This is a genomic window from Mycobacterium timonense, assembly GCF_025821985.1.
In the GTDB taxonomy this organism is placed as follows: Bacteria; Actinomycetota; Actinomycetes; order Mycobacteriales; family Mycobacteriaceae; genus Mycobacterium; species Mycobacterium avium.
On sequence record NZ_JACKSY010000097.1, the window covers coordinates 18,579 to 42,428 of the forward strand.

Annotated in this window: 24 protein-coding genes; 14 read left to right on the forward strand and 10 right to left on the reverse strand. The window is 65.3% G+C overall.

Translation table 11 applies throughout. The features are described 5' to 3' along the window. Positions 1 to 17 precede the first annotated feature (17 nt). The gene (locus H7I87_RS20745) at positions 18 to 1,034 is read right to left on the reverse strand and encodes a DUF7064 domain-containing protein (protein ID WP_033726922.1); all 1,017 of its coding nucleotides are present in this window, start codon (positions 1,032 to 1,034) and stop codon (positions 18 to 20) included. Next, positions 1,031 to 2,653: a PEP-utilizing enzyme gene (locus H7I87_RS20750; protein ID WP_033726923.1), complete on the reverse strand. Its 1,623-nt coding sequence runs from the start codon at positions 2,651 to 2,653 to the stop codon at positions 1,031 to 1,033. The genes H7I87_RS20745 and H7I87_RS20750 overlap by 4 nt, the downstream gene beginning before the upstream one ends. A 218-nt stretch (positions 2,654 to 2,871) precedes the next feature. Here H7I87_RS20750 and H7I87_RS20755 point away from each other — a divergent pair, with 218 nt between their 5' ends. Next, positions 2,872 to 3,792 (forward strand): TIGR03619 family F420-dependent LLM class oxidoreductase, encoded by a 921-nt coding sequence (locus tag H7I87_RS20755; RefSeq protein ID WP_023860728.1) that lies wholly within the window; start codon positions 2,872 to 2,874, stop codon positions 3,790 to 3,792. A 15-nt stretch (positions 3,793 to 3,807) separates the two neighbouring features. Here the strand turns inward: H7I87_RS20755 and H7I87_RS20760 are convergent, their stop codons facing one another. Continuing rightward, a complete protein-coding gene (locus H7I87_RS20760; protein WP_023860727.1) occupies positions 3,808 to 5,004 on the reverse strand; it encodes a cytochrome P450 in 1,197 nt (398 codons plus the stop codon). A gap of 165 nt (positions 5,005 to 5,169) precedes the next feature. Between H7I87_RS20760 and H7I87_RS20765 the strand changes: the two genes are divergently transcribed. After that, positions 5,170 to 5,760: a TetR family transcriptional regulator gene (locus H7I87_RS20765; RefSeq protein ID WP_023860726.1), complete on the forward strand. Its 591-nt coding sequence runs from the start codon at positions 5,170 to 5,172 to the stop codon at positions 5,758 to 5,760. A gap of 6 nt (positions 5,761 to 5,766) precedes the next feature. Here H7I87_RS20765 and H7I87_RS20770 read toward each other — a convergent pair whose 3' ends face one another. Then, positions 5,767 to 6,807, reverse strand: a complete 1,041-nt coding sequence (locus tag H7I87_RS20770) for a spirocyclase AveC family protein (protein ID WP_167380292.1) — start codon at positions 6,805 to 6,807, stop codon at positions 5,767 to 5,769. Positions 6,808 to 7,110: 303 nt separating this feature from the next. Here H7I87_RS20770 and H7I87_RS20775 point away from each other — a divergent pair, with 303 nt between their 5' ends. The 4 genes from H7I87_RS20775 (at position 7,111) to H7I87_RS20790 (ending at position 10,605) form a co-directional block, all read left to right on the forward strand. Next, positions 7,111 to 8,025: a spirocyclase AveC family protein gene (locus H7I87_RS20775; protein ID WP_158084962.1), complete on the forward strand. Its 915-nt coding sequence runs from the start codon at positions 7,111 to 7,113 to the stop codon at positions 8,023 to 8,025. Between the two features lie 38 nt (positions 8,026 to 8,063). After that, the gene (locus H7I87_RS20780; RefSeq protein WP_167380293.1) at positions 8,064 to 8,216 is read left to right on the forward strand and encodes a DUF7156 family protein; all 153 of its coding nucleotides are present in this window, start codon (positions 8,064 to 8,066) and stop codon (positions 8,214 to 8,216) included. A 92-nt stretch (positions 8,217 to 8,308) separates the two neighbouring features. After that, entirely contained in the window at positions 8,309 to 9,172 is an 864-nt protein-coding gene (locus H7I87_RS20785; RefSeq protein WP_031345066.1) for a 3-carboxyethylcatechol 2,3-dioxygenase, read from the forward strand. Positions 9,173 to 9,414: 242 nt separating this feature from the next. Beyond that, positions 9,415 to 10,605: a CaiB/BaiF CoA transferase family protein gene (locus tag H7I87_RS20790; protein ID WP_033726925.1), complete on the forward strand. Its 1,191-nt coding sequence runs from the start codon at positions 9,415 to 9,417 to the stop codon at positions 10,603 to 10,605. Between the two features lie 14 nt (positions 10,606 to 10,619). On the opposite strand, the gene H7I87_RS20795 is transcribed toward H7I87_RS20790, so the two are convergent. The 3 genes from H7I87_RS20795 to H7I87_RS20805 are packed head-to-tail and all read right to left on the reverse strand — an operon-like array spanning position 10,620 to position 12,889. Next, complete coding sequence (locus H7I87_RS20795; RefSeq protein WP_023864478.1) at positions 10,620 to 11,960, reverse strand: TetR/AcrR family transcriptional regulator; 1,341 nt, start codon at positions 11,958 to 11,960, stop codon at positions 10,620 to 10,622. Between the two features lie 12 nt (positions 11,961 to 11,972). After that, on the reverse strand, positions 11,973 to 12,458 hold the full coding sequence (locus tag H7I87_RS20800; protein ID WP_033726927.1) for a MaoC/PaaZ C-terminal domain-containing protein: 486 nt from the start codon (positions 12,456 to 12,458) through the stop codon (positions 11,973 to 11,975). Then, the gene (locus H7I87_RS20805; RefSeq protein ID WP_080708765.1) at positions 12,455 to 12,889 is read right to left on the reverse strand and encodes an FAS1-like dehydratase domain-containing protein; all 435 of its coding nucleotides are present in this window, start codon (positions 12,887 to 12,889) and stop codon (positions 12,455 to 12,457) included. Before H7I87_RS20805 ends, H7I87_RS20800 begins: the two co-directional genes overlap by 4 nt. Positions 12,890 to 12,968: 79 nt before the next feature. On the opposite strand from H7I87_RS20805, the gene H7I87_RS20810 reads away from it, so the two are divergent. Together H7I87_RS20810 and H7I87_RS20815 are read left to right on the forward strand one after the other, a co-directional pair. Next, positions 12,969 to 14,429 (forward strand): aldehyde dehydrogenase, encoded by a 1,461-nt coding sequence (locus H7I87_RS20810; protein WP_050483933.1) that lies wholly within the window; start codon positions 12,969 to 12,971, stop codon positions 14,427 to 14,429. Positions 14,430 to 14,445: 16 nt separating this feature from the next. After that, positions 14,446 to 15,570 (forward strand): Zn-dependent alcohol dehydrogenase, encoded by a 1,125-nt coding sequence (locus H7I87_RS20815; RefSeq protein WP_033726928.1) that lies wholly within the window; start codon positions 14,446 to 14,448, stop codon positions 15,568 to 15,570. A gap of 97 nt (positions 15,571 to 15,667) precedes the next feature. Here the strand turns inward: H7I87_RS20815 and H7I87_RS20820 are convergent, their stop codons facing one another. Further along, positions 15,668 to 16,291 (reverse strand): TetR family transcriptional regulator, encoded by a 624-nt coding sequence (locus H7I87_RS20820; protein ID WP_023864486.1) that lies wholly within the window; start codon positions 16,289 to 16,291, stop codon positions 15,668 to 15,670. Between the two features lie 293 nt (positions 16,292 to 16,584). Here H7I87_RS20820 and H7I87_RS20825 point away from each other — a divergent pair, with 293 nt between their 5' ends. Continuing rightward, complete coding sequence (locus H7I87_RS20825; RefSeq protein ID WP_031345208.1) at positions 16,585 to 17,421, forward strand: SDR family oxidoreductase; 837 nt, start codon at positions 16,585 to 16,587, stop codon at positions 17,419 to 17,421. A gap of 18 nt (positions 17,422 to 17,439) precedes the next feature. Here H7I87_RS20825 and H7I87_RS20830 read toward each other — a convergent pair whose 3' ends face one another. After that, positions 17,440 to 18,522 carry a Gfo/Idh/MocA family protein gene (locus H7I87_RS20830; protein WP_023864488.1) on the reverse strand — a complete coding sequence of 361 codons (1,083 nt, stop codon included), beginning with the start codon at positions 18,520 to 18,522 and terminating at the stop codon, positions 17,440 to 17,442. 147 nt (positions 18,523 to 18,669) lie between these two features. Here H7I87_RS20830 and H7I87_RS20835 point away from each other — a divergent pair, with 147 nt between their 5' ends. Genes H7I87_RS20835 through H7I87_RS20855 form a run of 5 tightly spaced genes read left to right on the forward strand, consistent with a single transcriptional unit; the run spans position 18,670 to position 22,677 of the window. Beyond that, on the forward strand, positions 18,670 to 19,944 hold the full coding sequence (locus H7I87_RS20835; protein ID WP_023864489.1) for a cytochrome P450: 1,275 nt from the start codon (positions 18,670 to 18,672) through the stop codon (positions 19,942 to 19,944). After that, the gene (locus tag H7I87_RS20840) at positions 19,941 to 20,744 is read left to right on the forward strand and encodes an enoyl-CoA hydratase/isomerase family protein (RefSeq protein ID WP_023864490.1); all 804 of its coding nucleotides are present in this window, start codon (positions 19,941 to 19,943) and stop codon (positions 20,742 to 20,744) included. Before H7I87_RS20835 ends, H7I87_RS20840 begins: the two co-directional genes overlap by 4 nt. Then, on the forward strand, positions 20,738 to 21,172 hold the full coding sequence (locus H7I87_RS20845; RefSeq protein ID WP_023864491.1) for a Zn-ribbon domain-containing OB-fold protein: 435 nt from the start codon (positions 20,738 to 20,740) through the stop codon (positions 21,170 to 21,172). Before H7I87_RS20840 ends, H7I87_RS20845 begins: the two co-directional genes overlap by 7 nt. After that, positions 21,169 to 22,092: an SDR family NAD(P)-dependent oxidoreductase gene (locus H7I87_RS20850; protein ID WP_023864492.1), complete on the forward strand. Its 924-nt coding sequence runs from the start codon at positions 21,169 to 21,171 to the stop codon at positions 22,090 to 22,092. Before H7I87_RS20845 ends, H7I87_RS20850 begins: the two co-directional genes overlap by 4 nt. Positions 22,093 to 22,095: 3 nt before the next feature. Continuing rightward, on the forward strand, positions 22,096 to 22,677 hold the full coding sequence (locus tag H7I87_RS20855) for a nuclear transport factor 2 family protein (protein ID WP_023864493.1): 582 nt from the start codon (positions 22,096 to 22,098) through the stop codon (positions 22,675 to 22,677). A 44-nt stretch (positions 22,678 to 22,721) separates the two neighbouring features. Here the strand turns inward: H7I87_RS20855 and H7I87_RS20860 are convergent, their stop codons facing one another. Then, entirely contained in the window at positions 22,722 to 23,831 is a 1,110-nt protein-coding gene (locus H7I87_RS20860) for a TIGR03857 family LLM class F420-dependent oxidoreductase (RefSeq protein ID WP_023864494.1), read from the reverse strand. Positions 23,832 to 23,850: the final 19 nt, after the last annotated feature.

Genomic DNA, 23,850 nt, shown 5'->3' on the forward strand with positions numbered 1-23,850 from the left:
ACAGTCGACTGTCACAGTCAACGACGCGGCGGCCCAGCCGGGCTCGACCTCTCGAGGTAGGCGTAGCCGGTCTCCCCGCCCCACGTCACCTCGGCCCAACTGACGGTGTAGGCCCGCGCCGGATCCACGAGCCCGTAGGGCAGACCGTCGGCCATCGACAGCCACAGCGACGAGCAGATGGTGCCCTCGATCGGTTGACCGTCGAGCTCGCAGTCAAATCGCTCACCGTCGCGTTGCAACACCGCTGGCGGCGGAATCGCATCGAGCCCGACGTGCCTGAGCACACCGTCGGTGACCGTGTAAGCGCCCTGGAGCGTGGTGCGGCCCTCGCGGGTCCAATACTTGCAGAACCCGAATGCGCGGCCGCTGGGCATGACTCCCCCGGCGATGACGTGGCCGCCCCAGTCGGTCAAGGTGTCGGCACCACGTGGGCCGCGGGAATGATCGCGCCAGCCGCCACCGTCGAACGGGAAGGTCTCCGACCCCACGGTGACTTCGCCGACGACATGGGTGAGCTGCTCGTAGTGTTCTCGGGCCCAGCTCTGTTCGGCCATGCCGGCCCCCGAGGCGGTCGGTGGGCCGGCCTCGGCGTCCCACACCGGAGTCACACCGTGCACTTCCAGCTCCAGCCGGACGTGGGTCTTGGGCCCGTCAGGCAGGAGTGCGCTGCGCATCGCGTCATAGGAGGACCGCAGACAGAAACCATCGAAGGTGATGTGCCACTTACTGAATGGCTCTTTACAGCGAAAGGCCAGGTTGGCCCCCGCTGGCCGGTGCTCGGGCGCGGTTCGGTGATACGCCCACATGGACAACACTCCCTGGTCCGCGGGCAGCGCGACGAGGACGCGGTCCTCCCACATCTCCCACATGTCGGCGACTGTGCCCAAATGCAGCCACATGCCGATGTCGCGCACCGGGTCGTAGGGCGTGAACAGCAGATTTTCGGTCCAACCCGGCACCGGCGGGCAACTGGTCACGATCTGTTCCTTGGCCGCGGGCAGACCCGAGGAGAGCGCGTTCGGTCCCACGTTCACTTCTGCACCGAGTCCCGAGACCGGGTCAGCACTGCGATCGCACCGGTGGAGCCGTCCACCCGCACGATGTCACCGCTGCGTAATACACGGGTGCCGTTGCCCGTTCCGACCACGCACGTGATGCCGAGCTCGCGCGCGACGATCGCGCCATGACTCGCAGGACTGCCGATGTCGGTTACCAGGGCACCCGCCAGCGAGACCAAGGCGGTCCAGCCAGGGTCGACGAATTTGCAGACCAGCACCTCGCCGTCGTCGAGGGTGTCCTGGGATTCGGGGTCGACCACCACTCTTACGACGCCTTCGAAGATCCCTGGGCCTGCGGGTGTTCCATGAATGACGGTATCTTCGGCGGGCTGCCCGGCCGACCTTTCGATGGCCTGCGGCATCCCGGTGAAAACCGACGGCACCTCGAGGCGTCGGTACTCCTCGCGCCGGCTTCGGCGAAACTCCACCAAATCGCGCACGTTCGCAGGCAGCGGAGCCAGCAGTTCGTCAAGGGTCAGGTAACAGGCGTCGTCGACCCGATCCAGCGTCCCGGCGGCGACCTGCTCGGCACCGAACCCACCGGCGGCCGCGCGGCATCCGTCGATGGCGGTCAGGAACGAGGTCTTGGTCAGCTCGACGGACCGCACCTGAGCCCCCGTCCATGCCAGCAGCCGACGCACCAAAGGGCGTCGCACCGCGGGAAGTGTTGAGAGCAAATCGGTCTCGGCGCGCCGACGCGCAGCGGCCGCGCGTTCGGCGCGCAAGATTGGACGGTCGGTCTCCGGCCTACTGGCGTGGGCGGAAGCAGCGCGCAGGACCGCGTCGGGGTCCTCGCGCCACGAATGCCCGATTACGTTGCCCTCATTGGGACCATGGAAGCCGTGCCGGGACAGAAACTCGTTCAACGTGATACGTCCGTGTCCCAACGACCAGACGTCATCGGCCAACTCGGTTTCGATCACGCCGCCGTAGCCGGCCAACAGGGCGGGAACCAGATCACTGCGACCCGCCTTGGCGGCGACCGATTCGACCTGTGCGCGAAACACATTGAGGATGAGCCGAGTGCGGACATGCACCCGCATCGCCGCCCTGAACCGGTGCGACGAATCCGCCAGCAGAGTCCGCGCATCGGTCCATCGTCCATTCAGCACGGTTGCCCGCCACCAGTTCATCTGCCGCTCGTGCAGACGGCGCGGAGCGGACCGCTCGCGCGCCAGCACCAACGGTGCCTTGACGACGACCACCGGCAACCGGCGGGGGTTGCTACGGGTCGGAACCGCATCAGGCCGCACTGCACCCAACAAGTCGCGTTCGAAGTCATCACCGGTCATTCCGGGTAGCAACCCGGCGAGTTCGCGGGCGCGATCGACGTTCATAGCTTGTCTGCCAAAAAAGCAGGCTGTGCTCCACTGGTTCGGGTCGTCGGGTACCTGAAGCGCCGAGGAGCCCAGCACTCCGAAGTCGTAGAGGCCGCCACGGGAAGCGAACTCGACACCGGCCCCCCAGAGCGACCAGCACAGCGGCGAGAGGATGTCCGGCGTCGCTTCGCCGACGTTGGTCAACGTCCAGAGCCGACCGGGTTCGCTCCTGCCTCGGATCGGATCGGTCAAGGGCACCGTGGGGCCGGCGTTCATGGTTCTCCTGGTCTATTGCGCGACAGTAGACTGTCGTCTCCGCAGCGGATTGTGGCACCAGACTAACTGGCATGTCCGCTGATTTGAATCCATGAATGCGGCGGCCCCAGGTCTTGACGGGTGACAGTAGACTGTCATAATCGGCTTGCCGGGGTCCAGGTAGGATCAGTTCGCCAGTCAGCGCTCCGCCGCCGGACCATGAAATCGGAAGGCGCCAGATGAGATTCACCGTCTACCTACCCAACTGCATGCACGTCGCCGCGATCACGCAGCCATGGGAATACCAGCTCACCGGTGCCGACATCGCGCGAGTCGCCCAACATGCCGAGCAGCTGGGGTATTCGATGGTGTTCCTACCCGAACATTTCCTCACCCCGAGTGCTCACGTCGCGTTGTCCGGCGATCACTACTTCGACGCAACCACAGCCCAAGCCTTCGTCGCGGGCGCCACCTCGACGATCACCATCGGATCGATGGTGACGATCCTGCCGCTGCACAACCCGATCATCGCCGCAAAGCAGATCGCAACATTCGATTGGTTAAGTGGCGGTCGCGCCCAGACTACCGTCGGCGTCGGCTGGCTCAAGGAGGAGTACGACGCGATCGGCGTCCCCTTCAACAAGCGCGGCCGCATGACCGACGAGTATCTCGAGGCGATGTTCGAGTTGTGGCACAGCGATTCGCCAAGCTTCGACGGCGACTTCGTCAAGTTCGACGACATCGCGTTCGGGCCCAAGCCGATCTCCCAGCCCCACCCGACGATATGGATGGGCGGAGATGCCGACGCGGTGCTGCGCCGCGCGGCTCGGTTCGGCGACGGCTGGGCACCCTGGCTGACCAAACCCGACGAGCTGCCGGCCAAGATGGACTACCTGCGTTCGCAGCCCGGGTTCGACGACCGGTCGTTCTCGCTGTTCTACAGCCTGGCGGTGCTGTCCGTCGGTCAAGAGCACGCGATCGTCGACGACCCGAATGCGCAATTCGGCCAAAACGCTCAACAGGTCATCGACAACTGCAACATGCTGGCCGAGCGCGGCGTCACAGACACCTGGGTCAACCCGCCTGCGCTGGACGGTTTGAATGCCTATCTCGACCACATGCAGTGGGTGGCCGAGGAAATCATCCCGAAAGTCGGGTGAGCCTTCGCGCAACCGTCAGAGCGGCTGATCCCGCGACGACGGTTTGATGTTCAGCGGCACCGATTGCAGCGACATCGTCCCGGTAGGCCACGGCATCTGTGGCGGCTTGTCGGAAGCCAGAGTGTATTCGGGTATGCGGTTGTGCCATTCCTCGAGGATGAGTCGGAGTTCGAGACGCGCCAGATGTGAACCCAGACAACGGTGTGGTCCGCGCCCGAACGCGAAGTGCACGACCTTGCTGTCGAGATGAACCTCGTCGGCGTCCTGGTACCGCCGCGGATCGCGGTCGGCGCTGCCGTAGCTGAGCATGACCGTGGTGCCCTTGGGCACCACCCTGCCCCCCACTTCGACCTCCTCGGTGGTGACACGCGGGGCGAACGGAACAGGTCCGTCGACGCGCAAAATATCCTCGATGAATGCCGGGATGAGTGACAAGTCGTTCGCGATACGGTGACGCATCTCGGCGTCGGTCGCAAGCCGGGCCAGTGAGAACCCGACGGCAGAGGTGACAGTGTCCAGTCCGGCCAGCACAAACAGAAAGCACAAACCGAGGATCTCGTTGTCCGACATTCCCCCCTCCTCGGTGTCTTGTATGAGCTGGGTGAGCATGTCGCTGCCGGTTGAATTCGCGCGCCGCTCGGCAATGTGCTCGGTCAGATAAGTGAATAACTCGAGCGCGTGCGCCATCACCTCCGGAGTCGCCTCGGTGGCACCGGGATCGGTGAATTGCAGGATCGCGTCCTTCCATTGCACCAACCGGTCGCGATCCGCAAGGGGCAGCCCGAACAGCGTCAGAAACACCTGGGAGGGAAACGGTGTGGCAAGGTCGGTTACCACGTCACACTCGCCGCGGGCGACGATGGCGTCGATCAACTCCCCAGCCTGCCTGCGTAATTCGGATTCACGCTCGGCCATCTTCTTAGGGCTGAAGAACGGATCGAGCATCCGGCGGAACCGGGTGTGATCCGGGGGATCGATCGCGATCGGTACCAGCGGTACCGGACTTCCGAGGCGGTCGAAAGCTCTTGCCGACGAGAAGATCTCCGGTCTTTTGGCCGCGAACTCCACGGCCTCGGCGCTGGTGAGGATAATCTCGTCGCCCGAACTCACCGCCTCGCCGGCCTCGCGCAGCTCCCGCCACGCGCGCGTGCGGTCCGCCGCGAAGGGCAAATCGTTGATATTCAGCGCTGCGGTGACGCCGAGCTCGCTCATTGCGACGGAAACCCCCTCTACCCGCGCCGAAGGGCGCCTAGGTATCACTGTGACAGTTGACTGTCATAGTGGAAGTATTGTCGGTGCCGCGACAAGTGTCAACGATGCGCCGACACCCGTCGTCGCTGTAGTGTCGGGGCACCCGACATAGGAGGAGGTTGGCGGATGGCCCGGGGTGATCGATCACCGCGCGACGAGCATGCGAACCGGGTCCGCAATGCTCTGCTGAATGCGGCCCTGAACCTGTTCAGCACCAACGGGTACGACGAGACCACCACGGACCAGATCGCCGAGAGCGTGGGGATTTCACCGAGGACATTCTTCCGTTACTTCCCAACCAAGGAGTCGGTGCTGTTCTTCGGCGAGTACGACTTCATCGACGCCGTGAGCGGGGTCTACCTGGCCCAACCGGACAAGGTCTCGGATTTCGAGGCCTTGGCGAATTCATTCGCGCTGCTTGCCCCGGGCCTCAAACGCATCCGTAACAGGATCGCGCAGTACCACGAGGCGGTCGCGTCGTCGCTCGTCCTGCTCGGCCGCGAACGGCGAAACCACGAGGCCAACGCGGAGACCGTCGCCAAGGTGATCGCCGAACGACGCCGATTGCCCGCACCCGACAGCGAATGCCGGCTGCTGGCGGCGGTCGGCATGCTGCTCGTCGAGCGCGCCCTCAACCAATGGTTGTCGGCACCGGGCCGGTCGCTCGACGACCTGATCCGTCAGGAGTTCGCCGCCCTGCCTGCGGTCCTGAAGTAGCGCGACCTAGTGATCGTCGAACCGGGTGCCATCCGGACAGTGTCGGGGCGTGCCCGGCCCGCAGTACTGCGTGCGCAAGTAGCTGGGGTAGGTCTGGGTCGGCCCGGCGTAGAACCCGGCGAGGTTCACCGGCAAGTCGTACACGCCTATCGCCACCGCATGTAGAAAGCCGGTGACAGCCAGCACCCTGAGCAGCCCTCTGACCCGTGGTCCGGCCCATCGCAGGGATTCCACACCCGCCTCGACCCGGATCTGCCCGTCACGGTTGCGGAAAAACATCAGCGCACCACTCGAACTGAGCACCAGCGACCACAGAATGGGCCCGTAAAGCGGTATCTGGACAGTCCGCCCGGCCCACAGCGTGAGGCTCGGGACCGATGCCGGATAGCCGAGCAGACCGTGGCGCACCGCAAAGATCTCGAGCGGAAACTCGATGACGTATACGGCGAGCCAACCGGCGCAGAACGTGCGGACGGGTCCCAGCGCCGGCCACCGGTGGCGGGCGCGGCCCATGGCCCAGCGGGCGAGCGAGCCCATGGCCAGCGGCATCCAGATGTAGATCATTCCGATCACCAGCACCGGCTCGGCCATCAATCGACCGTCAGGGCTCAGCCAGCCGGGGATGTTCTGCGTCCAGTTGCCGAAGTTGACCAAGCCGGCGTTGTAGAACAACGCCGGCTGAAACCAGTTGATCAAGGGGTCGTGCCACCAGGCGATCGTCGATCCGATCACGATCGCCGCTTCGACGCAGAGCTGGCGCTCCCGCAGGCTCTTGCGGATCACGTAAACGATCGCGACCAGTGCCAGTAGAGGACAAGCGATTTGGAAGGCGGTCATTGCCCAGCGGGTGGCCGCCGGGATCGGGTCGGGTCCGGGCTTTACCGGAGTCGCGTTGCCGGTCACGATCCACGCGACGTAGACGTAGGCGGCGATGACGATGCACACCGCGCCGAGGCTCGACCAGAACAGCACTGGTCGAATGGTCTTGATCCGCGCGGGCTCGATGGCCGACAGCTCTGCTCGCCGAGGGGACTTCAGATCCGTCACTGCGCAGCTCCTTTGGCACGACCTAACCAAAGATGACAGCTTACTGTCATAGTGTCAACGTCCAGCGTCGTATTCACGGCACGGCTGTCGGCAGGGGCTGTTCATCAGCGCGGCGGTGTCAAGATCCTCGTCGGCCGGATGGGCCCGTCGAAAGGCGACGCCCCGTCGTACCGTCCAGGACCAAATCCGCGCTCAGTCTCCATCGAGGATCCTGCTGACAAACGTTATGTAGTGAACTAGGTTACACATGTCTAAAGGAATGTGCTGGAGCCCGCTCCGGCGCTTGCTCGTTGAGAGGCAACGATGCTTTTCGCCACAGCGCACCTGGCGCCGCCGGCGACACTCAACCCATCTGGTGTGTGGTTCTTCAACTGGGTGATACCGGTCGCCGGCAGCGTCTTCATCGTTCTGGCAGTAGCCGATGTCATCCGACGGCGACGTCTGACCTGGGGATTCCTGTTCCTGTTCAACAGCCTTGCGGTGTATTGGATGGAGACTATCGGTGACTGGGGCCAGATGTTGTTCTACAGTCCAGCGTTTGCCGACCACCATCTGCTCGAGTGGCTGCCGCTCAAGACTCCCAACGACCCTCTATTCATGCCGTTCGCCTACGCGGTGTATTGGGGAGTACACGCGCTCCTGGTGTTGTGGCTGAGTCAATGGGTGTCCGCGCGGTTTGGTTGGAGCATGCTCAAATCCATGTTGGTGCTTGCGATTCCGGTCAACTACGTCTGGGACTTCGTCGTCGAGGGCACCGCTACGGCAATGGGATGGTGGACCTACGATCCCGGCATCGGGCCCGTTCTCGAGTGGGGCAACGGCGGTCGCATCACGTTGCTCTGGACCATCGGCATCATGTGCGTGTGGCCCAACCTGATCGCCTATTGGGCCGGTAAGCCACCGATTCGCGGTCTTAATCATTTCGAGCGCTTCTGCCGATTGGATCGTTTCACCAATCCGAGGACCTCGTTGCATCCGTCGGGCCACGCCGGAGGCCAGGCCGGGTCAGCCGTCGCTACCAAGCAGTTGCCGTTGACCAAGCAGCAGGAATTCGACGATTACCTCAACTACGAGGTCAAGATTCCACGATGGCGATTCGAACTCATGCGACTGGGCGCCTGGTTCATCGTCTTCCAGATCACCTTCTTTGTTTTTCTGATCATCCCGCTCGTGGTATTGCGCATTTTGACCGGCGTCGACAGCCCCTACATTCCGTGATCCGAAAGGAGCCCGACCGTGACTGGCAGAACACGAGCATGAAAGAGCTGCCCGCTGAATTCTTTCTTCCTCCGCAGACCAACGCCGCGCTGAAGCGAGAAACCGTCCGGCTGCTCGCCGTGTGCGTGGCGTTCATCGTGACGCTCGGCATCATCGTGGCAATGACGCAGGGCATTATCATCAAGGCGTGAGGTCGTAGCCGCCCGACGTATTCCGCGTCGGCGTCGGGTTATCCCCGTAGCCACACTCACCTAACATTAGTGTCACTTCGAGTGAAGAGGGGATGAACGTGAGGCCTGAGCGGTTGGTTGTCTGTGCAAGCCACAGCCCGGGCAAGGAACGCGATGTCGAACACGCCTTCGGCCTCCGGTTCCGCTCGGCGCTGACGTCAGTGGCCGACCGCGCACAACAGTTCGACCCCGACGTGGTGATCGTGTTCGGTGGCGACCACCGCCGCGCGTTTCGCCACGTGGTCCCCGCTTTCGGGGTGGCGTTATCCGCGTCGATTCTGGCCGAGGGCGGCCACCCGGCCGGCGGCCTGGACGTCCCGTCCGGGCTGGCGCGCCGATTGTGTGAACACCTGCTGTCGGCCGGATTCGATGTCGCCGCATGTCGTGACATCGCGTTGGATCATGCGTTCGCCCAACCCGTTCGGGATCTTCTCGGCGGCTTGGCAGTCAAGCCCGTCATCCCGGTGCCGGTGAACTGTGCCACGGCTCCGCTTCCGACCGGCCATCGGGTGGCCGCATTCGGCGCGGAGGTGGGCCGGTTCCTCGACGGCATCGCCGAGCGGGTGCTGGTGATCGGTACCGGAGGGTTGTCACATTCCCCGCCGAGTCTGGAAGTCGACGCCTACGACCTCAGTGACGAGGAGCGGGCACGCATCATCGCCGAGGGTATGGCGGCAGCGCGGACCAAGATCCGTCCCGACTGGGACGCCGAAGTGTTAGACGCGATGTCGAGTTGGGATGTCGCTGCGCTGATTCGACTCGTCGACACCGCCCACGCGCGCGCGGGCGCGGGCGCCAACGAGGTCAGAACCTGGCTCGCCGCTGGCGCCGCCGGCGGTGGGCGGCCGGTAATCCCGCTGGTCTATGAGCCTGTACCGGAATGGATCACCGGAATGGCCGTCGCCGCATCAGTGTGACCGACGGCTACGCGACCGGGCACGGTTGCGTAGCCGGGGTTCGGGAGAAGTGCGGCGCGGGCGCCGGGTGGCGGAATTCGTCCACAGCGACGTACACGTTGCGCGCGCGCACCTGGCTGGGCCCCTAGTATCTGACACTTCGTACATCGCTTTTTTTGCTTGCTACAGGACATCAGACGTTTGAATACCGCCAACTGTTATCCTCCTTCTGACATCTTCGTCATCCCACCCGGGAGTACCCCATGACGAATGCCCCGTTGGCGGGCATCACTGTGGTGAGCCTCGAGCAGGCAGTCGCGGCGCCATATGCGACCCGGCAGCTCGCCGACCTTGGCGCGCGAGTGGTGAAAGTCGAGCGACCACAGGGCGGCGATTTCGCGCGCGGCTATGACCGCACGGTGCACGGCGAGTCAAGCTACTTCGTCTGGCTGAATCGCGGCAAGGAGTCGTTAGCCGTGGACTTCAAGCACCTCGAAGGCAGACGCATCGTCGACCGTCTGCTCGAGGGTGCCGATGTCCTGGTACAAAACCTGGCGCCGGGTGCTACGGCCCGGATGGGCTTGGATGCCGAGTCGGTGGCCCGCAAGCACCCGCAGACCATTACCGCGACGATCAGCGGATACGGTCAGGACGGCCCTTGGAGCGATCGCAAGGCCTACGACCTGCTAGTACAGGCCGAGGCCGGGCTGTTGTCGGTGACCGGGTCGCCGGCCGAGATAGCTCGCACCGGTGTATCGATCGCCGATATCGCCGCGGGCATGTTCACCTTCACCGGAATCCTCACCGCGCTCTATACCCGAGCCACAACCGGTGTTGTCCGGCCGGTGTCGGTGTCGTTGTTCGACGCATTGGTCGAATGGATGTCCCAGCCGCTCTACTACGGCCGGTACGGAGGAACGGCGCCACCGCGCACGGGTGCACGGCATCCGACGATCGCGCCGTACGGGCCGTTCACCGCGGGCGACGGCGACACCGTATTGCTCGCCGTGCAGAATCCAGCCGAATGGCAGCGGCTCTGCGAGATCGTCTTGGAAAGAACGGATCTCGTCGCCGATCCGCGGTTCGCCACGAACCCGGACCGGGTAGCGCACCGCGAGGAGTTGGAGGCGATCATCACGTCGGTGGCGGCACGGCTGAGCGCCGAGGAACTCGAGAAGCGTCTGCAAAGCGCCGGTGTGGCGCACGCGCGCATGAACAGTGTCGACCAGCTGTGGCTGCATCCGGTGCTCGTCGGTCGGGACCGGTGGCACGAGATTCAGACGCCTGGTGGTCCAGCCGCTGCGCTGCCGCCACCCGCCGCCCTGGCCGGCGTCGATCCGGTGATCGGCGACGTGCCCGCGCTGGGTGAACACAATCGAAAGATACTGCGCGAGTTGGGATATTCGACACAAGAAACCGACGAACTCATCGCCGCGGGCGTCACGACGGCATAGCAGTAGGACCGGTACTACGTCGCGCGTCCGAAGAAGCCGCGGCTGATGCAGGCCATCAGCACGTCGATGAGCTCGTCGTGGTCAATCGGTTCGGGCAGGTCGAGAGCCGCCTGCGGCACCCGGGTGACCAACGCACGCAGGATCAGTGCCGAAACCACCGGGTCGAACGGATACCGATCCTGTCCGCGGATCAGCATCCTGGCCGCACCGAGATCCATCTGGATCTGACCGTTCCGCCCGACGCTCACGATGGTGGGATCGTCGGTGGCGCCCTCGGCCCACGCCTCGATGCAACCCGAATAGCGGTCATAGAACTCGACGTAGGTGCCCAGCCACTGCCGCAGCGTCGATTTCTTGGCCACCGGATCGACGTGAGCGATCCGCTCGGCGAATGCCATTCCGGCCCCGTAGATCTCGGTGGCCACGGCAGCGAGCAGATCCTGCTTGTCGCTGAAATACTTGTAAAAGGTGCCCCGCGCCACGTTGGCTGCCTCGACGATGTCATCGACACTCGTGCTGCGGTAGCCGCGGGCACGGAACTGGGCGGCACCGGCATCGGCCAACACGTTCACAGTGCTGACGGCACGCTTACTGAGGCTGGCGGTGCGCTCGCTGATGGACAGCCCCTCGACGTCCGGCGGAGCGGGTACCTCGATGGCGTCGATGTCGGCCACCGGGTCTGTGCTGGCATGTAAAGGCAGCGACCGCAAAACCGATCGTGGGGTGTCGGGGAACAACATCAGCTGAAGGAAAACCGACAGCGTGTCGACGGCGTCCTTGGCGCTGCGGCCGTAAGCGCAGTCGGTGTGTACGAACAGATTAATGCGGTGCACCAGCGCGGTCATCGTCATGGCGGCGATCTCCGGGTCCATGCCCTGCAGACCCGAGGCGGCGAGTCGCTCGGCGACGCGGTGGTTGTAACCGCGTACGAATCGGGTGATTTCGGGACGCACCTTGGTGTCTGACGTCGCGATGGCCGTCCACTGCACGAACATCGTGGAGTACTTGTCGAAGACCCAGCTCCACTCGCCTAGCCACCAGTTCAGATTGTCGAAGCCCACCTCGTCGGGTCCGAGGGGCCCGATGCGCCGCGCCACCCGGAACAATGCACTGCCGCATTCGTTGAGCAGCTCGAGGAAGATCTCGTCCTTGCCCTTGAAGTACTGGTAGAGGGTGGCCCGGGACACCCCGGCCGCTTTGGCAATCGCGTCGACCGATGTGTCGAAGTACCCGACCCGGCCGAACAACTCCAACGAGACTTCGGCGATCCGGCTCCGGGTGGTGGCGCCGCGAGCACCCACAGCCGGACTCGAGGGGCCGTAGCTGGCCCGGCGGACGATCGAGGCTTCGGACATGGTGTTTCCAGCCTATGGCCGATCCGCGCCACCCGCGTCGCGCCGGGCGGCGTTTCGCGGGTTGAGGAACTCCGCGGTGCCGGTGATCGCGACGCCGCCCGTCTGCCGGGTAGCGGTTAATTCCACGGTCACGCGTTCGCCGTCAGACCCCGCCGACACGGCGGTCACGGTGCCCGAGCAGGTCAGCACGTCGCCCGGCCAGACCTGCTCACGAAAGCGGACGCCGAACCGGCGCACGCTGCTCGCACCCAGCCAGTCGGTGGTGAACCCGGCCAGCAACGCCGCGCAGAACATGCCCTGCGCGAACACCGAAGGGTAGCCGGCGGACCGCGCAAGTTGATCGTCGTAATGCATGGGGTTGAAGTCGCCGGACGCACCAGCGTAGCGAACGAACATCTGCCGGGTGAGGGGCCCGAACTCACGGGGTGGCGCCTGCATACCCACCTTCAATGCGGTAGTCGCCGTCAGCTGCGCCCCGCTGCCTTCGCCGGAGGTCATCGCGGGGCCGTCTCGATGAAGGTGGCTTTGGCCTCGGCGACGAGCGCTCCCCGAGCGTTGCGATACTCGGTGACCACGGTGGCGAAACGCATTCTGCCTCCCCGTTTTCCCGGTTTAGAGTACCGGTCGACGACCCTCTCCTGCGCAGTGAGGACATCACCGGCGGCGGGTAGGTCGGAGTGGAAGGTGTACTCCTGCTCGCCATGCAGCAGGCGCTTGCGGTCGAAACCGACGTCGACTCGGACGCCCGCCGGCGCCCAGCGGCCGGCGGTCGTCAGGAAAGTCGGTGGGATGATCGCGTGCGGACCGCGGTAGGAGGGGTCGTCGCACAACATGGCCTCCGCGAACTCGGCGATCTTGCCGCGCTCGACGACCAGCTCCCACGGCTGTCCGGCATTACCATCGGCGTCATCGTCCGGCGATACAGTCATAGTGACCAATACTGTCAGATATTGATGATTTCCGAAACTTAAGCAGCGCTGCAACTAGCAATCAGCCGCTTGTCGAAAGATGACATTGCTGCCAGAATCGGTGGCCATGGTCGAGTTGGCGGCGAGCTATGTCGCGGGCAAATGGGTGTCGGACGTACACGCCGGAGCACTGGACGTGACGTCGCCGAGCACCGGCGAGCTGCTGGGCACCGTGCGTATCGCCGGCCCCGCCGAAGTGGACGCAGCTGTCGCGGCCGCCCGCGCCGCGCTGCCGGGATGGGGGCGGGTGACCCCCGCCGATCGCGGCGCCGCGCTGGGCCGACTCGCCGACGCGCTCAACGCGCGCAAAGGTGAACTGGCCGATCTGACGACCGCGGAGATCGGGTCGCCGCGATCCTGGAGCACGTTCGGTCAGGTGATCACCGCGGTCGGCGTGCTGCGTGCCTACGCGGCGATCACACCTGACTATCCCTTCTCGTCGAGGCGGCCTTCCGTGACGGGCGGCACCGTCGAGGTGCGTCAGCTACCCGTCGGCGTAGTCGGCGCCATCGTGCCGTGGAACACGCCGCTGTTCATCGCCGCGTTGAAGCTCGGTCCCGCGCTAGCCGCGGGTTGCACGGTGGTGCTCAAGCCGGCGCCCGATGCCCCGCTCGCATTCGGCGCGCTGATGGAAGCGGTCGAGGAAGCCGGACTGCTCGACGGAGTGGTCAACATCGTCAACGGCGGCGCCGAAACCGGCGAGCTGCTGACCGATCATCCGGACGTCGACAAAATCAGTTTCACCGGGTCGACGACCGTCGGCGCTCGGATCGCAGCATCGTGCGGCTCCCGCATCCGCCGCTGCAGCACCGAGCTGGGCGGGAAGTCGGCGGCCATCGTGTTGCCCGACGCGCCGCTCGAGACGACGGTGCCCGGGCTGGTCGGCGGCGTGATGGGCAACAATGGTCAACTGTGCGCGGCGTTGACTCGTATCCTATTGCCGCGCAGCAGGTATGACGAATTCGTAACCGCACTCACCGCAGCCGTCGCCGGTCTGGTCGTAGGAGATCCCGCCGACCGGGCCACCGATATCGGCCCACTGATCAACGAAGCCGCACGCGACAAGGTCGAGGGGTTCCTGCAGCGCGCGCGGCAGGAGGGCGCCACCGTACTCGTCGGTGGCGAGCGCCCCGACCGCCCAGGGTGGTTCATCTCCCCCGCGCTCGTGGCCGCCACCAACGATATGGAGATCGCCCGCGAGGAGGTCTTCGGTCCGGTCGCGGTCGTCATCGCCTACGACGACACCGCCGACGCCGCCGCCGAGGCGGTCGCGATCGCCAACGACTCCCGCTACGGCCTGGTCGGTGCCGTGTGGTCCGCCGACCAGGACCGGGCGACCGCGGTGGCAGGTCAACTGCTCGTGGGTTCGGTAGCAGTCAACTCGCCAGCAGTGCTCGACTTCGCCAGCCCGTTCGGCGGATTCAAGCAATCCGGGATCGGCCGCGAGGGGGGCCCCGAGGGCATCGCCGGATTCGTCGAACATCAAGCCATTATTCGCTGAGGCGGAAGGAATTTCAGTGCACACCCAAGCAGCGGTCCTGTTCGAACGCAACACGCCTTGGTCTGTCGAGACCATCGAACTCGACCCGCCGAAGGCGACCGAGGTGCTGATCGAACTGCACGCGTCGGGCATGTGCCACTCCGACGATCACCTCGTCACCGGCGACATGCCGATCCGACTGCCCTGCATCGGTGGCCACGAGGGCGCCGGCGTGGTCAAATCCGTCGGCGAGCATGTGTCCTGGCTCTCGCCGGGCGATCACGTGGTGTTCAGCTTCATCCCGTCCTGCGGCCGGTGTCCCTCCTGTTCGACGGGACACCAGAGCCTGTGTGATCTCGGAGCAAAGATTTACTCGGGCATGCAGATTCACGACGGAACCGCCCGGCACCACCTCGGTGGCGAAGACCTCGCGCTGGCCTGCGGAATCGGCTCGTTCGCCCATCACACCGTGGTGCACGAGGCGAGTTGCGTGAAGATCCCGGACCACTACCGCCTCGACTTGGCCTGCCTTCTCGGCTGCGGCTTCATCACCGGTTGGGGATCATCGGTCTACGCCGCCGAGGTTCGGCCGGGCGACACGGTCGCCATCGCCGGGGTCGGTGGCATCGGCGCCGCGGCGGTGCAGGGTGCCCGGCTCGCGGGTGCCCGCACGATCACCGTGATCGACCCGTCGGAGTACAAGCGGGCCGAAGCGGTAAAAATGGGCGCGACGCATACCGCGGCAGACTGGGACAAGGCAAAAGATGTTGTCGCCGAGGCAACCTGGAACCGCGGCGTGGACAAGTTCATCTGCGCCATGGGAGTCGGTGACGGCCGGCTGGTGGGCCGGGCCCTGGCCATGACGGCCAAGCGGGGCCGGTTGGTGGTGACCAACATCCACCCGATGCTGGAGCGGGAGATCCGGGCCAACCTAATGGACCTCACCCTGACCGAGAAGCAGATCATCGGAACCCTCTACGGCTCGGGTAATCCCCGCGCCGACATCCCGAAGATCCTCGAGCTGTACAGCGCCGGGCAGGTCGACCTCGAATCCATGGTGACCCGCACCTACCCCCTGGAGAAGGTCAACGACGGTTACGCCGACATGCACGCCGGCGCCAATATCCGCGGCGTACTGATCTACCCGCCGGCCGAGGTCTAAACCCAAGACATTCGGCCCACGCACCTCCTGATTCCGTGGCCTCGACTGACACAACGACGCCTAATGACATGTGAAAGGCGACGTCCGACCGTCGAGCTCAGGTACGCGGTGACAGCGCGCCTGGCAGAAATGCTCGCAGGATGGCCTCGTCCCCGCCGTCTTCGGCGCTACCGGGCTCTTGGACGAGGCTGAACGCCAATCGGGTCACCCAGCGCGCCATCGTCTCCACTGCCACGTCATCGCGAACCTCACCCGCCGCGACGGCCGCCGTGATGCGCTGACCGATGTTCTCGACCAGATTCTTGCGCCAGAGTTCGGAGGCCTCGGCGGCGCGATAGGTGCGCGCGATCTGATCGTCGCCCAAGAGCAGCATCACAGTCGGCGACGACCGAGCGGCCACCAACCCGACAACGGTCGCGCGGATCAGCTGTTCCAGGAACGGCTCATCGGTGTGGTAGAACGGCTCGGCAGCCTCGAGCACCGACGCCATCGACCGGACGAAGCAGGCAGCCAGCACCTCGTCCTTGCTCTGGAAGTAGACGTAGACCGTCGAGCGGTGGACGCCCGCCTCGCGGGCGATGTCCACGATCGTCGTGCGGGCAACGCCGCGTTGGGCGTAACACGCCTCGGCCGCCGTTAGCAGACGGTCTCGCGCCTGACCCTCGTCCTGCGGTGTGTCAGCGCCCCACGGCCCCTCACCCCTGCTCGTGTGCTCCGCCACATTTGCACCCTAACGTGATCCTTGACTCATCCGACACCCACCGCTACAGTGTCGATCGTCCGACACTCTGACGGAAAATGTCGGGTGTCGCGGGGAGGCAGAGCTTCTACTGCACCGTCCGGCGGACCGATGCAATCTCCAAGGCGTGCGGGCCGCTGCGCGTGAATAGGACGTTCTGACAGCGCGTCGACCGGACGGAGCGAGAAAGGAACCGACATGCCATGTCTTCCGCCGAAATCCGCCGACACAGTCGCAGCGCTCGTCCGCCGCGGGCCGGGTCTCGGGAGTAACCGGTGACCAACGCACGTCTGGCGGGCAAGGTGGCGCTGGTGACCGGCGCAGCCAGGGGTCGCGGTCGAAGCCACGCACTGCGTTTGGCCCGGGAAGGCGCAGACGTCATGTTGGTCGATCTGTGCGACAACATCCCGTCGTGTGACTATCCACTCGCCACCAGTGAAGACCTCGACCGCACAGCGGGCATGATCGACAAACTCGACCGAAGAGCGGCGGTGTACCGCTGCGATGTCTGCGATCGAACCGACATGGAATTCGCCGTCGACGCCACGGTGCGGCAGCTCGGCGCGCTCGACGTCGTCGTGGCCAACGCCGCCATTGCCCCGGCTCGGCCGGACGCCCCGATTACAGCCTTCATCGACACGTTCGACGTCGACTTCATCGGCGTGGTCAACACTTTCAGCGCCGCGTTGCCTCAATTGGCCGAAGGCGCATCCCTCATCGCTTCTGGTCCCGCACCCTTCGCGCAAGGACCGTCTTTTCAGCCGCAGGGACTCGGCGGCGCGGCGTATGAACTCGCTCAGTCGATGGTCTCGCAGTACGTGAAGGTTCTCGCTGAACAGCTTGCTCCCCAGGGGATCCGGGTGAATACCGTCAGCGGCTCGGACAGCGGCCACAATCTATGGCATGCCGGACGGCTGTATCGGCCGGTGATGCTCGACGTGGACCGCAGAGGCGATCGCGCCGGCGCGGCGTCACTTTCGACGATGTCATGGCCGGCTGCAACCTGGGCCGACACCGACGCATCCGGGGCGGTGGCGTTCTTGGCGGCGGACGAATCGCGATCGATCACCGGCCGACACGTCACAGTCGACGCCGGCTCGTCGCTCAACTAGCGCCGACGACTTGCGACCTCAAACCCGCACGGGTTCCCAACCGCCGCCCTCGGACGAGCGATGCGCCGCGTCGATCACCGCGAGCGACAGCAGCCCGTCCTCGAAGGTGGCCGCGCCGCTGGGCCCCCCGTCGAACGCGGGCAGCCAGTCCTGCAACATCAGCGCCATCGCCCGACTGGCGTGACCAGCCAATCCGCCGGGCAGCCGTTCGGGGTGCGCGGGTTCGCGTTCATCGACGGTCAGGGGACTCAGCCCCGCATCAGTGGCAGCGCCGAGACTATATGTTGCGGAACGCAAGTCGCCGTCGCCGATGATGGTGCCGTCGGAACCGAACAATTCCAGGCGGTAGTGATCCGCGTGGGCGCCCATCACGGAAACGCTCATAATGACGGTCACCCCGGACTCCATGCGCATCAGCAGCGCCGCGGTGTCGTCGGCGGTGACGGCCAGCGTGCCACCGTCGGGCAGTTCGCGGACCGGGTCGCTGGTGCGGACCTCCGCGCACACCGACACCGGGCGACCCAGCAGACTGCACAGAAAGTCCAGATCGTGTACCAGCATGCCGGCCAGATAGCCGCCCCCCTGCTCGCGGTCGTACATCCAATGGGCCTGCAGTGGATGACTCGGATGCCAGTAGGACGCGCTGCGACTGACCCGCGCAAGGTACTGCGAACCGAGGAAGCCCGAACGCACCCGGTCCGCGACGGCTAACCAGTCGGGGTTCCACCGGTTTTCGAAGCAGCAGGCCGTGGGCAGTCCGGAGTCGGCCGCGGCACGCACCATCTGGCGGGCCGCGTCGAGGTCACCGGCCAGCGGCTTCTCGCACAACACAGCCTTACCCGCCGCCAGTGCGGCGATCGTCATCTCGTGGTGCAGCACCGTCGGGGTCGCGACCGAGATGATGTCGAGCTCGTCGCGGGTCACGAACGACTGCCAATCGGTGGAAGTCTGCTCGATGCCCAGTTTGGTTGCCACGCGTTCCAGCCGATCAGGTGTACGCGCACAGAGCGCGACGGGCTCGAAACCCTTTGCCGCCCGGAAACCGGGCACCTGCACATGTGCGCCCCACCCCACGCCGATGATGCCGACCCGTAAGGTCATGCGCTCTCCTCCGCTCGCTCCTCCGACTACAGTGACACTAATGTTAGATAACTCATGCCCGCCGCGAACGAGTATCGCGCGAGTTCCTAGTTTTTTCCAGTACCCCGACATTGCCTATAAGTGACATGGGTGCCAGAATCGGGTGCTGTGAGCGCAATCGACACCGACGAGCAGCAGTTCGCACCGCTGATCGATCTGCAATGGTGGCAGGAGCGTCGGACTGACCGGAGCGCGCTCTACCGGCGCCTTCGCGAGGCGGGCGGCCCGGTGTTCGTCCGCACCAACCGGCCTGACTCACCGCGGCCCCGCGGCTTCTGGGCGGTCGGCTCCCACCGTGACGTCGTCGATATCAGCCGCCGCCCCGCCGACTTCAGTTCCGGGCAGGGCACGCAGATCTTCGACCAGACCCCCGAGATGCGCGAATACCGTGGCTCCATCATCGACATGGACGATCCCGAGCACATGCGACTACGCAAGATCGTCTCGCGCGGCTTCACTCCCCGCATTCTGTCCGAGTTGCGTGGCCTGGTCGAGGAGACCACCGCCGAGATCCTCGACGAGATGCCGCGTACGGGTGAGTGCGACTTCGTTTCTTCGTTCGCCACGCTGTTGCCGCTGCGCATCATCGACACCATGCTCGGGGTTCCACGCGAACACGAACAGTTCATCCTGCGGGCGACCAACATCGTGCTCGGTGCCTCGGACCCCGAGTACGTGCCCGACCAGAGCGTCGCAGGCATCGAAGCGGCGGTCACCGAGATCAGCGAACAGCTCATCGAGCTCCTCAAGCGAATCGCCGAGGACCGCATCGCCAATCCCCAAGACGACGTCATCAGCAAGCTGGTTACGTCCGACGAGGAGAACCTGACCCCTCAAGAGCTGGCGAAGTTCTTCATCCTGCTGATCGGCGCAGGCAACGAGACCACCCGCAACGCGCTGACCCACGGGCTGCTTATCCTCAGCGCGCACCCGGACCAGCGGGACCGCCTGCTGGCGAACTACGACGAGATGGCCTCCACTGCCGTCGAGGAGATCCTTCGGTACGCCAGCCCGGTGATCCACTTCCGCCGTACCGTGACCCGCGACGGTGTGACGCTGACCAACGAGTCGGGCGAGGTCACCCATACCTTCAACGCCGGCGACAAGGTCGTGGTCTGGTATCCTGCCGCCAACCGCGACCCCGCAGTATTCGATGAGCCGGAGCGCTTCGACATCGCGCGAAAACCCAACAACCACGTTGCTTTCGGCGGTCCGGGACCGCACTACTGCCTGGGCGCCCACTTGGCCCGTTTGGAATTGAACGTGGCGTTCAGGATGCTTTACGCGCGATACCCCGACGTCACCGCCGCTGGCGAACCGGTCATGCTGAGGTCGAACTTCGTCAACGGCATCAAGCACCTGAGGGCCACCTACACACCATGAACACGCAGGCAGCGATTCTGTCCGATGTCGCGAACGGCGTCATGACGATCACCCTGAACAGGCCCGATGCCGCCAACGCGGTGCGTCCCGACGACCGTGATGCACTCATCGCGTTACTGGCCACCGCCGACGCCGACGAGAAGGTGCGCGTGGTGGTGCTGCGCGCCAACGGCAAGCACTTCTGCGCTGGCGCCGACGTGGGATCACTGGCCCAACGGCGCGCCAAGGGCGAGAAGCGAGTGCTGGAGCCGACCCGGCGCATCATGAACGGTGCCCAGAAGCTGGTGGCCGCCGTGCTGGACTGCAACAAACCCGTGATCGCCGCGGTACACGGCGCGGCGACCGGCCTGGGTGCGCACGTGGTGTACGCCTCGGACCTGGTGATCGCCACCGAAAACGCCTACTTCGCTGAATCGTTCGTCAAGCGCGGGTTGGTCGTCGACGGCGGCGGCTGCTACCTGTTGCCTCGCCGTATCGGTATGCAGAAGGCCAAGGAGATGGCGTTTTTCGGCGAGAAGCTCTCAGCCACCGAAGCATGCACGCTGGGCCTGGTGAATCGGGTGGTCGCCGCCACGGACTTCGATGCCACGGTCGCAGACTTCGCCGAGCGGCTGGCCGGCGCGCCGACTTCGGCGATCGCGTTCACCAAACGGCTGCTCAATGACTCCCCCGACACCGACCGGTCCGGTGCGTTCGTCGCGGAGGCGATGGCGCAGGAGATCCAGTCGTATTCGCACGACTCCACCGAGGGTGTCCAGGCATTCCTGGAGAAACGTCCCACCGAGTTCACCGGGTGGTAAAGGTGGCGCGCGCTGACATTCCAACGATAGACGCGGCAAGTGCTCCCTACTGGGAGGCCGCGAAACGGGGTGAATTGCTGATCGCAGAGTGCGCGGCGTGCGGCAAGGTGCATCACTATCCGCGGCCGTTCTGCCCATACTGCTGGAGCGAGGAAGTGCGGCCGGTAAGAGCGAGCGGGAGCGGAACGCTCTACACGTATTCGACTGTGTACGTGAATGATCTGGCACCGTTCAAGGAGCGACTGCCATATGTGGCCGCGATCGTCGAGTTGGCGGAGGGCCCGCGGCTGATGACGACGATCGAAGGCGCGGACCCCGCCGACCTCCGTGTCGGAATCCCCGTCACCGCAGTGTTTCGGCCCGTCGACGACGCGGATCCCGAGAGCCCATTTCTGACGGTATTCACACCAACCGAGGAGAGCCCATGACCGGACTGCTCGACGGCAAAGTCGCCCTGGTGACCGGGGCGGGGCACGGCATCGGCCGGGGCCATGCGTTGGAACTGGCCAAGCACGGCGCCACCGTGATCGTCAACGACCTCGGCACCAGTTTGTCCGGCGAGGGCACCGGCAAGGTCGCAGATGAAGTGGTGGCGATCATCGAAAGCCGCGGCGGCAACGCTGTTTCCGACTTCAGTGATGTCGGTGACGAGGAGCAGGTCGACCTTGCTGTGGAGCGAGCATACTCGCAGCTGGGCCGACTGGACATCGTCGTCAACAACGCGGGAATCGTTCGCGACAAGGCTATCTGGAACATGACCGTCGACGACTTCGACCTGGTTATGCGGGTGCACGTCCGCGGCAGCTGGCTCACCAGCCGCGCGGTCGCCCGCAAGTGGCGCGCGGAATCGAAGGAATCCGGCGGAAAGGTCTATGGGCGCATCATCAACACCACCTCCGGCGCCGGTCTGCACGGTCACTTCGGGCAGACCAATTACAGCGCCGCCAAGGCCGCGATCGTGGGCCTGACCCAGACCCTGAGCCTCGAGTTGGCATCGATCGGCGCCACCGTGAATGCGATCAGCCCGGGCGGGCGCACCCGGATGTCGGCGTCCATGCCCGGCGCGCAGGCGCCGATCGAGCCCGACGAGCGCGCAGAGGACGAGTTCGACCCCAAGGACCCTTCACTGGGCTCGCCGGTGGTGGCCTGGTTGGCCAGCCCCGAGGCCGGTCACGTCAGCGGTCAGGTGATCCGCGCGATGGGCGAGCATCTCCAACTTCTCAAGGGCTGGCATCCGGTCGCGTCTGTCTCCAACGGCCAGAAGCGCTGGGACGCAACCAAGCTCGGGGCCATCATCGCCACCGACGTGTTCGGTACCCGGAACACCGGGCTGCGATTGGGGGGTTGAGCGATGCCAGATGCGGCGGAAGTCGAGCGGGAATTCAGGCGCTACTTCATGACTGGCCCGGTACTCGAAGACTGGCAGGCCTGGGCCGCCCTGTTCACCGACGACGCGACGTACTTCGACCACTTCTACGGCACATTCACCGGCCCCGCGGAGATCGCCAAGTTCCTCGAGGGGACGATGGGTGCGGCACCGCAGGTCTACAGCGTGCTGGTGTGGTACCTCATCGACGGCGAGCGCGTCGCGTACAAGGTGCTCAATCGCGCCGACAATCCGGAGCCGGGCGGCGGGCCCATCGACTTCCCCTCCTTTCAATTCATCGAGTACGCCGGTGGCGGAAAGTGGCGGGCTGAGGAGGACGTGTGGCTATTGCCCGAAATGAAGGACTTCGCCGCCCGCTACGCGGCCGCCGAGGCCGCACACCCGCAGACACTCGAGCAGAAACTCCGTCGCGACGATTGGGGTTCGTGGGTGGATTGGGCGCGCCCCGAACCCGGGCACAATGCAGCCCCATCGTGGCTGGGCAAGGCCGACTTCAAGCCGTTCTCCGGTATTCAGGACATCGACTTCGGGATCCGGTCGCACTGACCTCCGTCCACGAGGTAGGGCTCGGTCGGCACATCATCCGCGTCTCAGTCACCGGAACTCCGGCGACTCGACCTGGATCCAGTTCCATGTGTCGGGCCCACGCGCGGATCTGCCTCGGTCGCAGCAAACACTGCTCCGAGCCGGTCGGGCGTACTGCCGTGCAGGACGAGTTCATCGGCGCCGGCCTCGCGGTAGCGCTCAAAGGCGGTGTGACAGGCCGCGGCAGCTCCGGTCGCCGACGCCTCGCCGATCCATGCCGCGGGTAACAGCGACGCGACCTCGACGACTTCCTCGCGGGTGAGCACGGAGTCCGCCGAACCTCTGACGTCGCGGAGCACTGGATGGGATCGCAAGCGGGTCAAGGGCTCCGTATCCCATCCATTGGCGGCCGCCAGCCGCTCACCGAACCCGGGAATCTGGTAATACGCCACGGCCCGCGCCGCCACCACCGCGACCTCCTCGTCGGGGGGCAGGTCGCACGCGACCACCACGGTGGCGTACACCCGAACGCTGCCCGCCGGACGGCCCGAGGCCCGTTCAGCGCCCCGAACCAGATCCACCGAGCGCCGCACGGCGGCGGGAGTCAAGAACGGATGTAGCAGAACACCGTCGAAGTGACGGCCCGCAAGCTCGAGGCCCTTGGGGCCGATCGCGGCGAAGACGAGCGGTGGCACCGGTTGATCCGGAAGGTCGTTGAGCCGCAACGACGGGTAGGTGCCCGCGGGTCCGTCGTAGCGCACCCTGTCCCCGCGGCACAGCCGACGGAAGATGTCGGCGTGGTCGACGATCGAGGCGCTCGTGGACGGCGGCAACCCGACAGCCTTCCACATGGCCTCCACCGAGCGTCCGACGCCGAGGATGAACCGCCCGTCCGAGAGGGCCTGGGCAGTCATCGCCAGCGACGCTAGCACTGCGGGATGCCGTGACTGTAAATGTGTTACGCCCGAAGCTATTCGGACTTTCGACGTGACCTGACTGATCGCACCGGTGATCACGCCGAGGTCCTTGGTTCCCCATCGTTCGCTGAGCCACACCGTGTGCAGTCCGAGGCGCTCGGCGGCCTGTGCCTGGCCGATCACGGCGGCAGGATCGGTGACACGTCCGGGAAGCACGTAGGCACCGAGCGTCGGACTGCGCAACCGGCGGTTATCCACGGTCGCTATTCTGACAGTA

Excerpts from the sequence above, each read along its gene's own strand:
- H7I87_RS20805 (WP_080708765.1), bottom strand. The coding sequence starts at position 12,889 with ATGACTGTATCGCCGGACGATGACGCCGATGGTAATGCCGGACAGCCG.
- H7I87_RS20810 (WP_050483933.1), top strand. The coding sequence starts at position 12,969 with ATGACATTGCTGCCAGAATCGGTGGCCATGGTCGAGTTGGCGGCGAGC.
- H7I87_RS20855 (WP_023864493.1), top strand. The coding sequence starts at position 22,096 with ATGCCAGATGCGGCGGAAGTCGAGCGGGAATTCAGGCGCTACTTCATG.
- H7I87_RS20850 (WP_023864492.1), top strand. The coding sequence starts at position 21,169 with ATGACCGGACTGCTCGACGGCAAAGTCGCCCTGGTGACCGGGGCGGGG.
- H7I87_RS20775 (WP_158084962.1), top strand. The coding sequence starts at position 7,111 with ATGCTTTTCGCCACAGCGCACCTGGCGCCGCCGGCGACACTCAACCCA.
- H7I87_RS20790 (WP_033726925.1), top strand. The coding sequence starts at position 9,415 with ATGACGAATGCCCCGTTGGCGGGCATCACTGTGGTGAGCCTCGAGCAG.
- H7I87_RS20785 (WP_031345066.1), top strand. The coding sequence starts at position 8,309 with ATGAACGTGAGGCCTGAGCGGTTGGTTGTCTGTGCAAGCCACAGCCCG.
- H7I87_RS20750 (WP_033726923.1), bottom strand. The coding sequence starts at position 2,653 with ATGAACGCCGGCCCCACGGTGCCCTTGACCGATCCGATCCGAGGCAGG.
- H7I87_RS20830 (WP_023864488.1), bottom strand. The coding sequence starts at position 18,522 with ATGACCTTACGGGTCGGCATCATCGGCGTGGGGTGGGGCGCACATGTG.
- H7I87_RS20755 (WP_023860728.1), top strand. The coding sequence starts at position 2,872 with ATGAGATTCACCGTCTACCTACCCAACTGCATGCACGTCGCCGCGATC.
- H7I87_RS20760 (WP_023860727.1), bottom strand. The coding sequence starts at position 5,004 with ATGAGCGAGCTCGGCGTCACCGCAGCGCTGAATATCAACGATTTGCCC.
- H7I87_RS20765 (WP_023860726.1), top strand. The coding sequence starts at position 5,170 with ATGGCCCGGGGTGATCGATCACCGCGCGACGAGCATGCGAACCGGGTC.
- H7I87_RS20840 (WP_023864490.1), top strand. The coding sequence starts at position 19,941 with ATGAACACGCAGGCAGCGATTCTGTCCGATGTCGCGAACGGCGTCATG.
- H7I87_RS20800 (WP_033726927.1), bottom strand. The coding sequence starts at position 12,458 with ATGACCTCCGGCGAAGGCAGCGGGGCGCAGCTGACGGCGACTACCGCA.
- H7I87_RS20795 (WP_023864478.1), bottom strand. The coding sequence starts at position 11,960 with ATGTCCGAAGCCTCGATCGTCCGCCGGGCCAGCTACGGCCCCTCGAGT.
- H7I87_RS20780 (WP_167380293.1), top strand. The coding sequence starts at position 8,064 with ATGAAAGAGCTGCCCGCTGAATTCTTTCTTCCTCCGCAGACCAACGCC.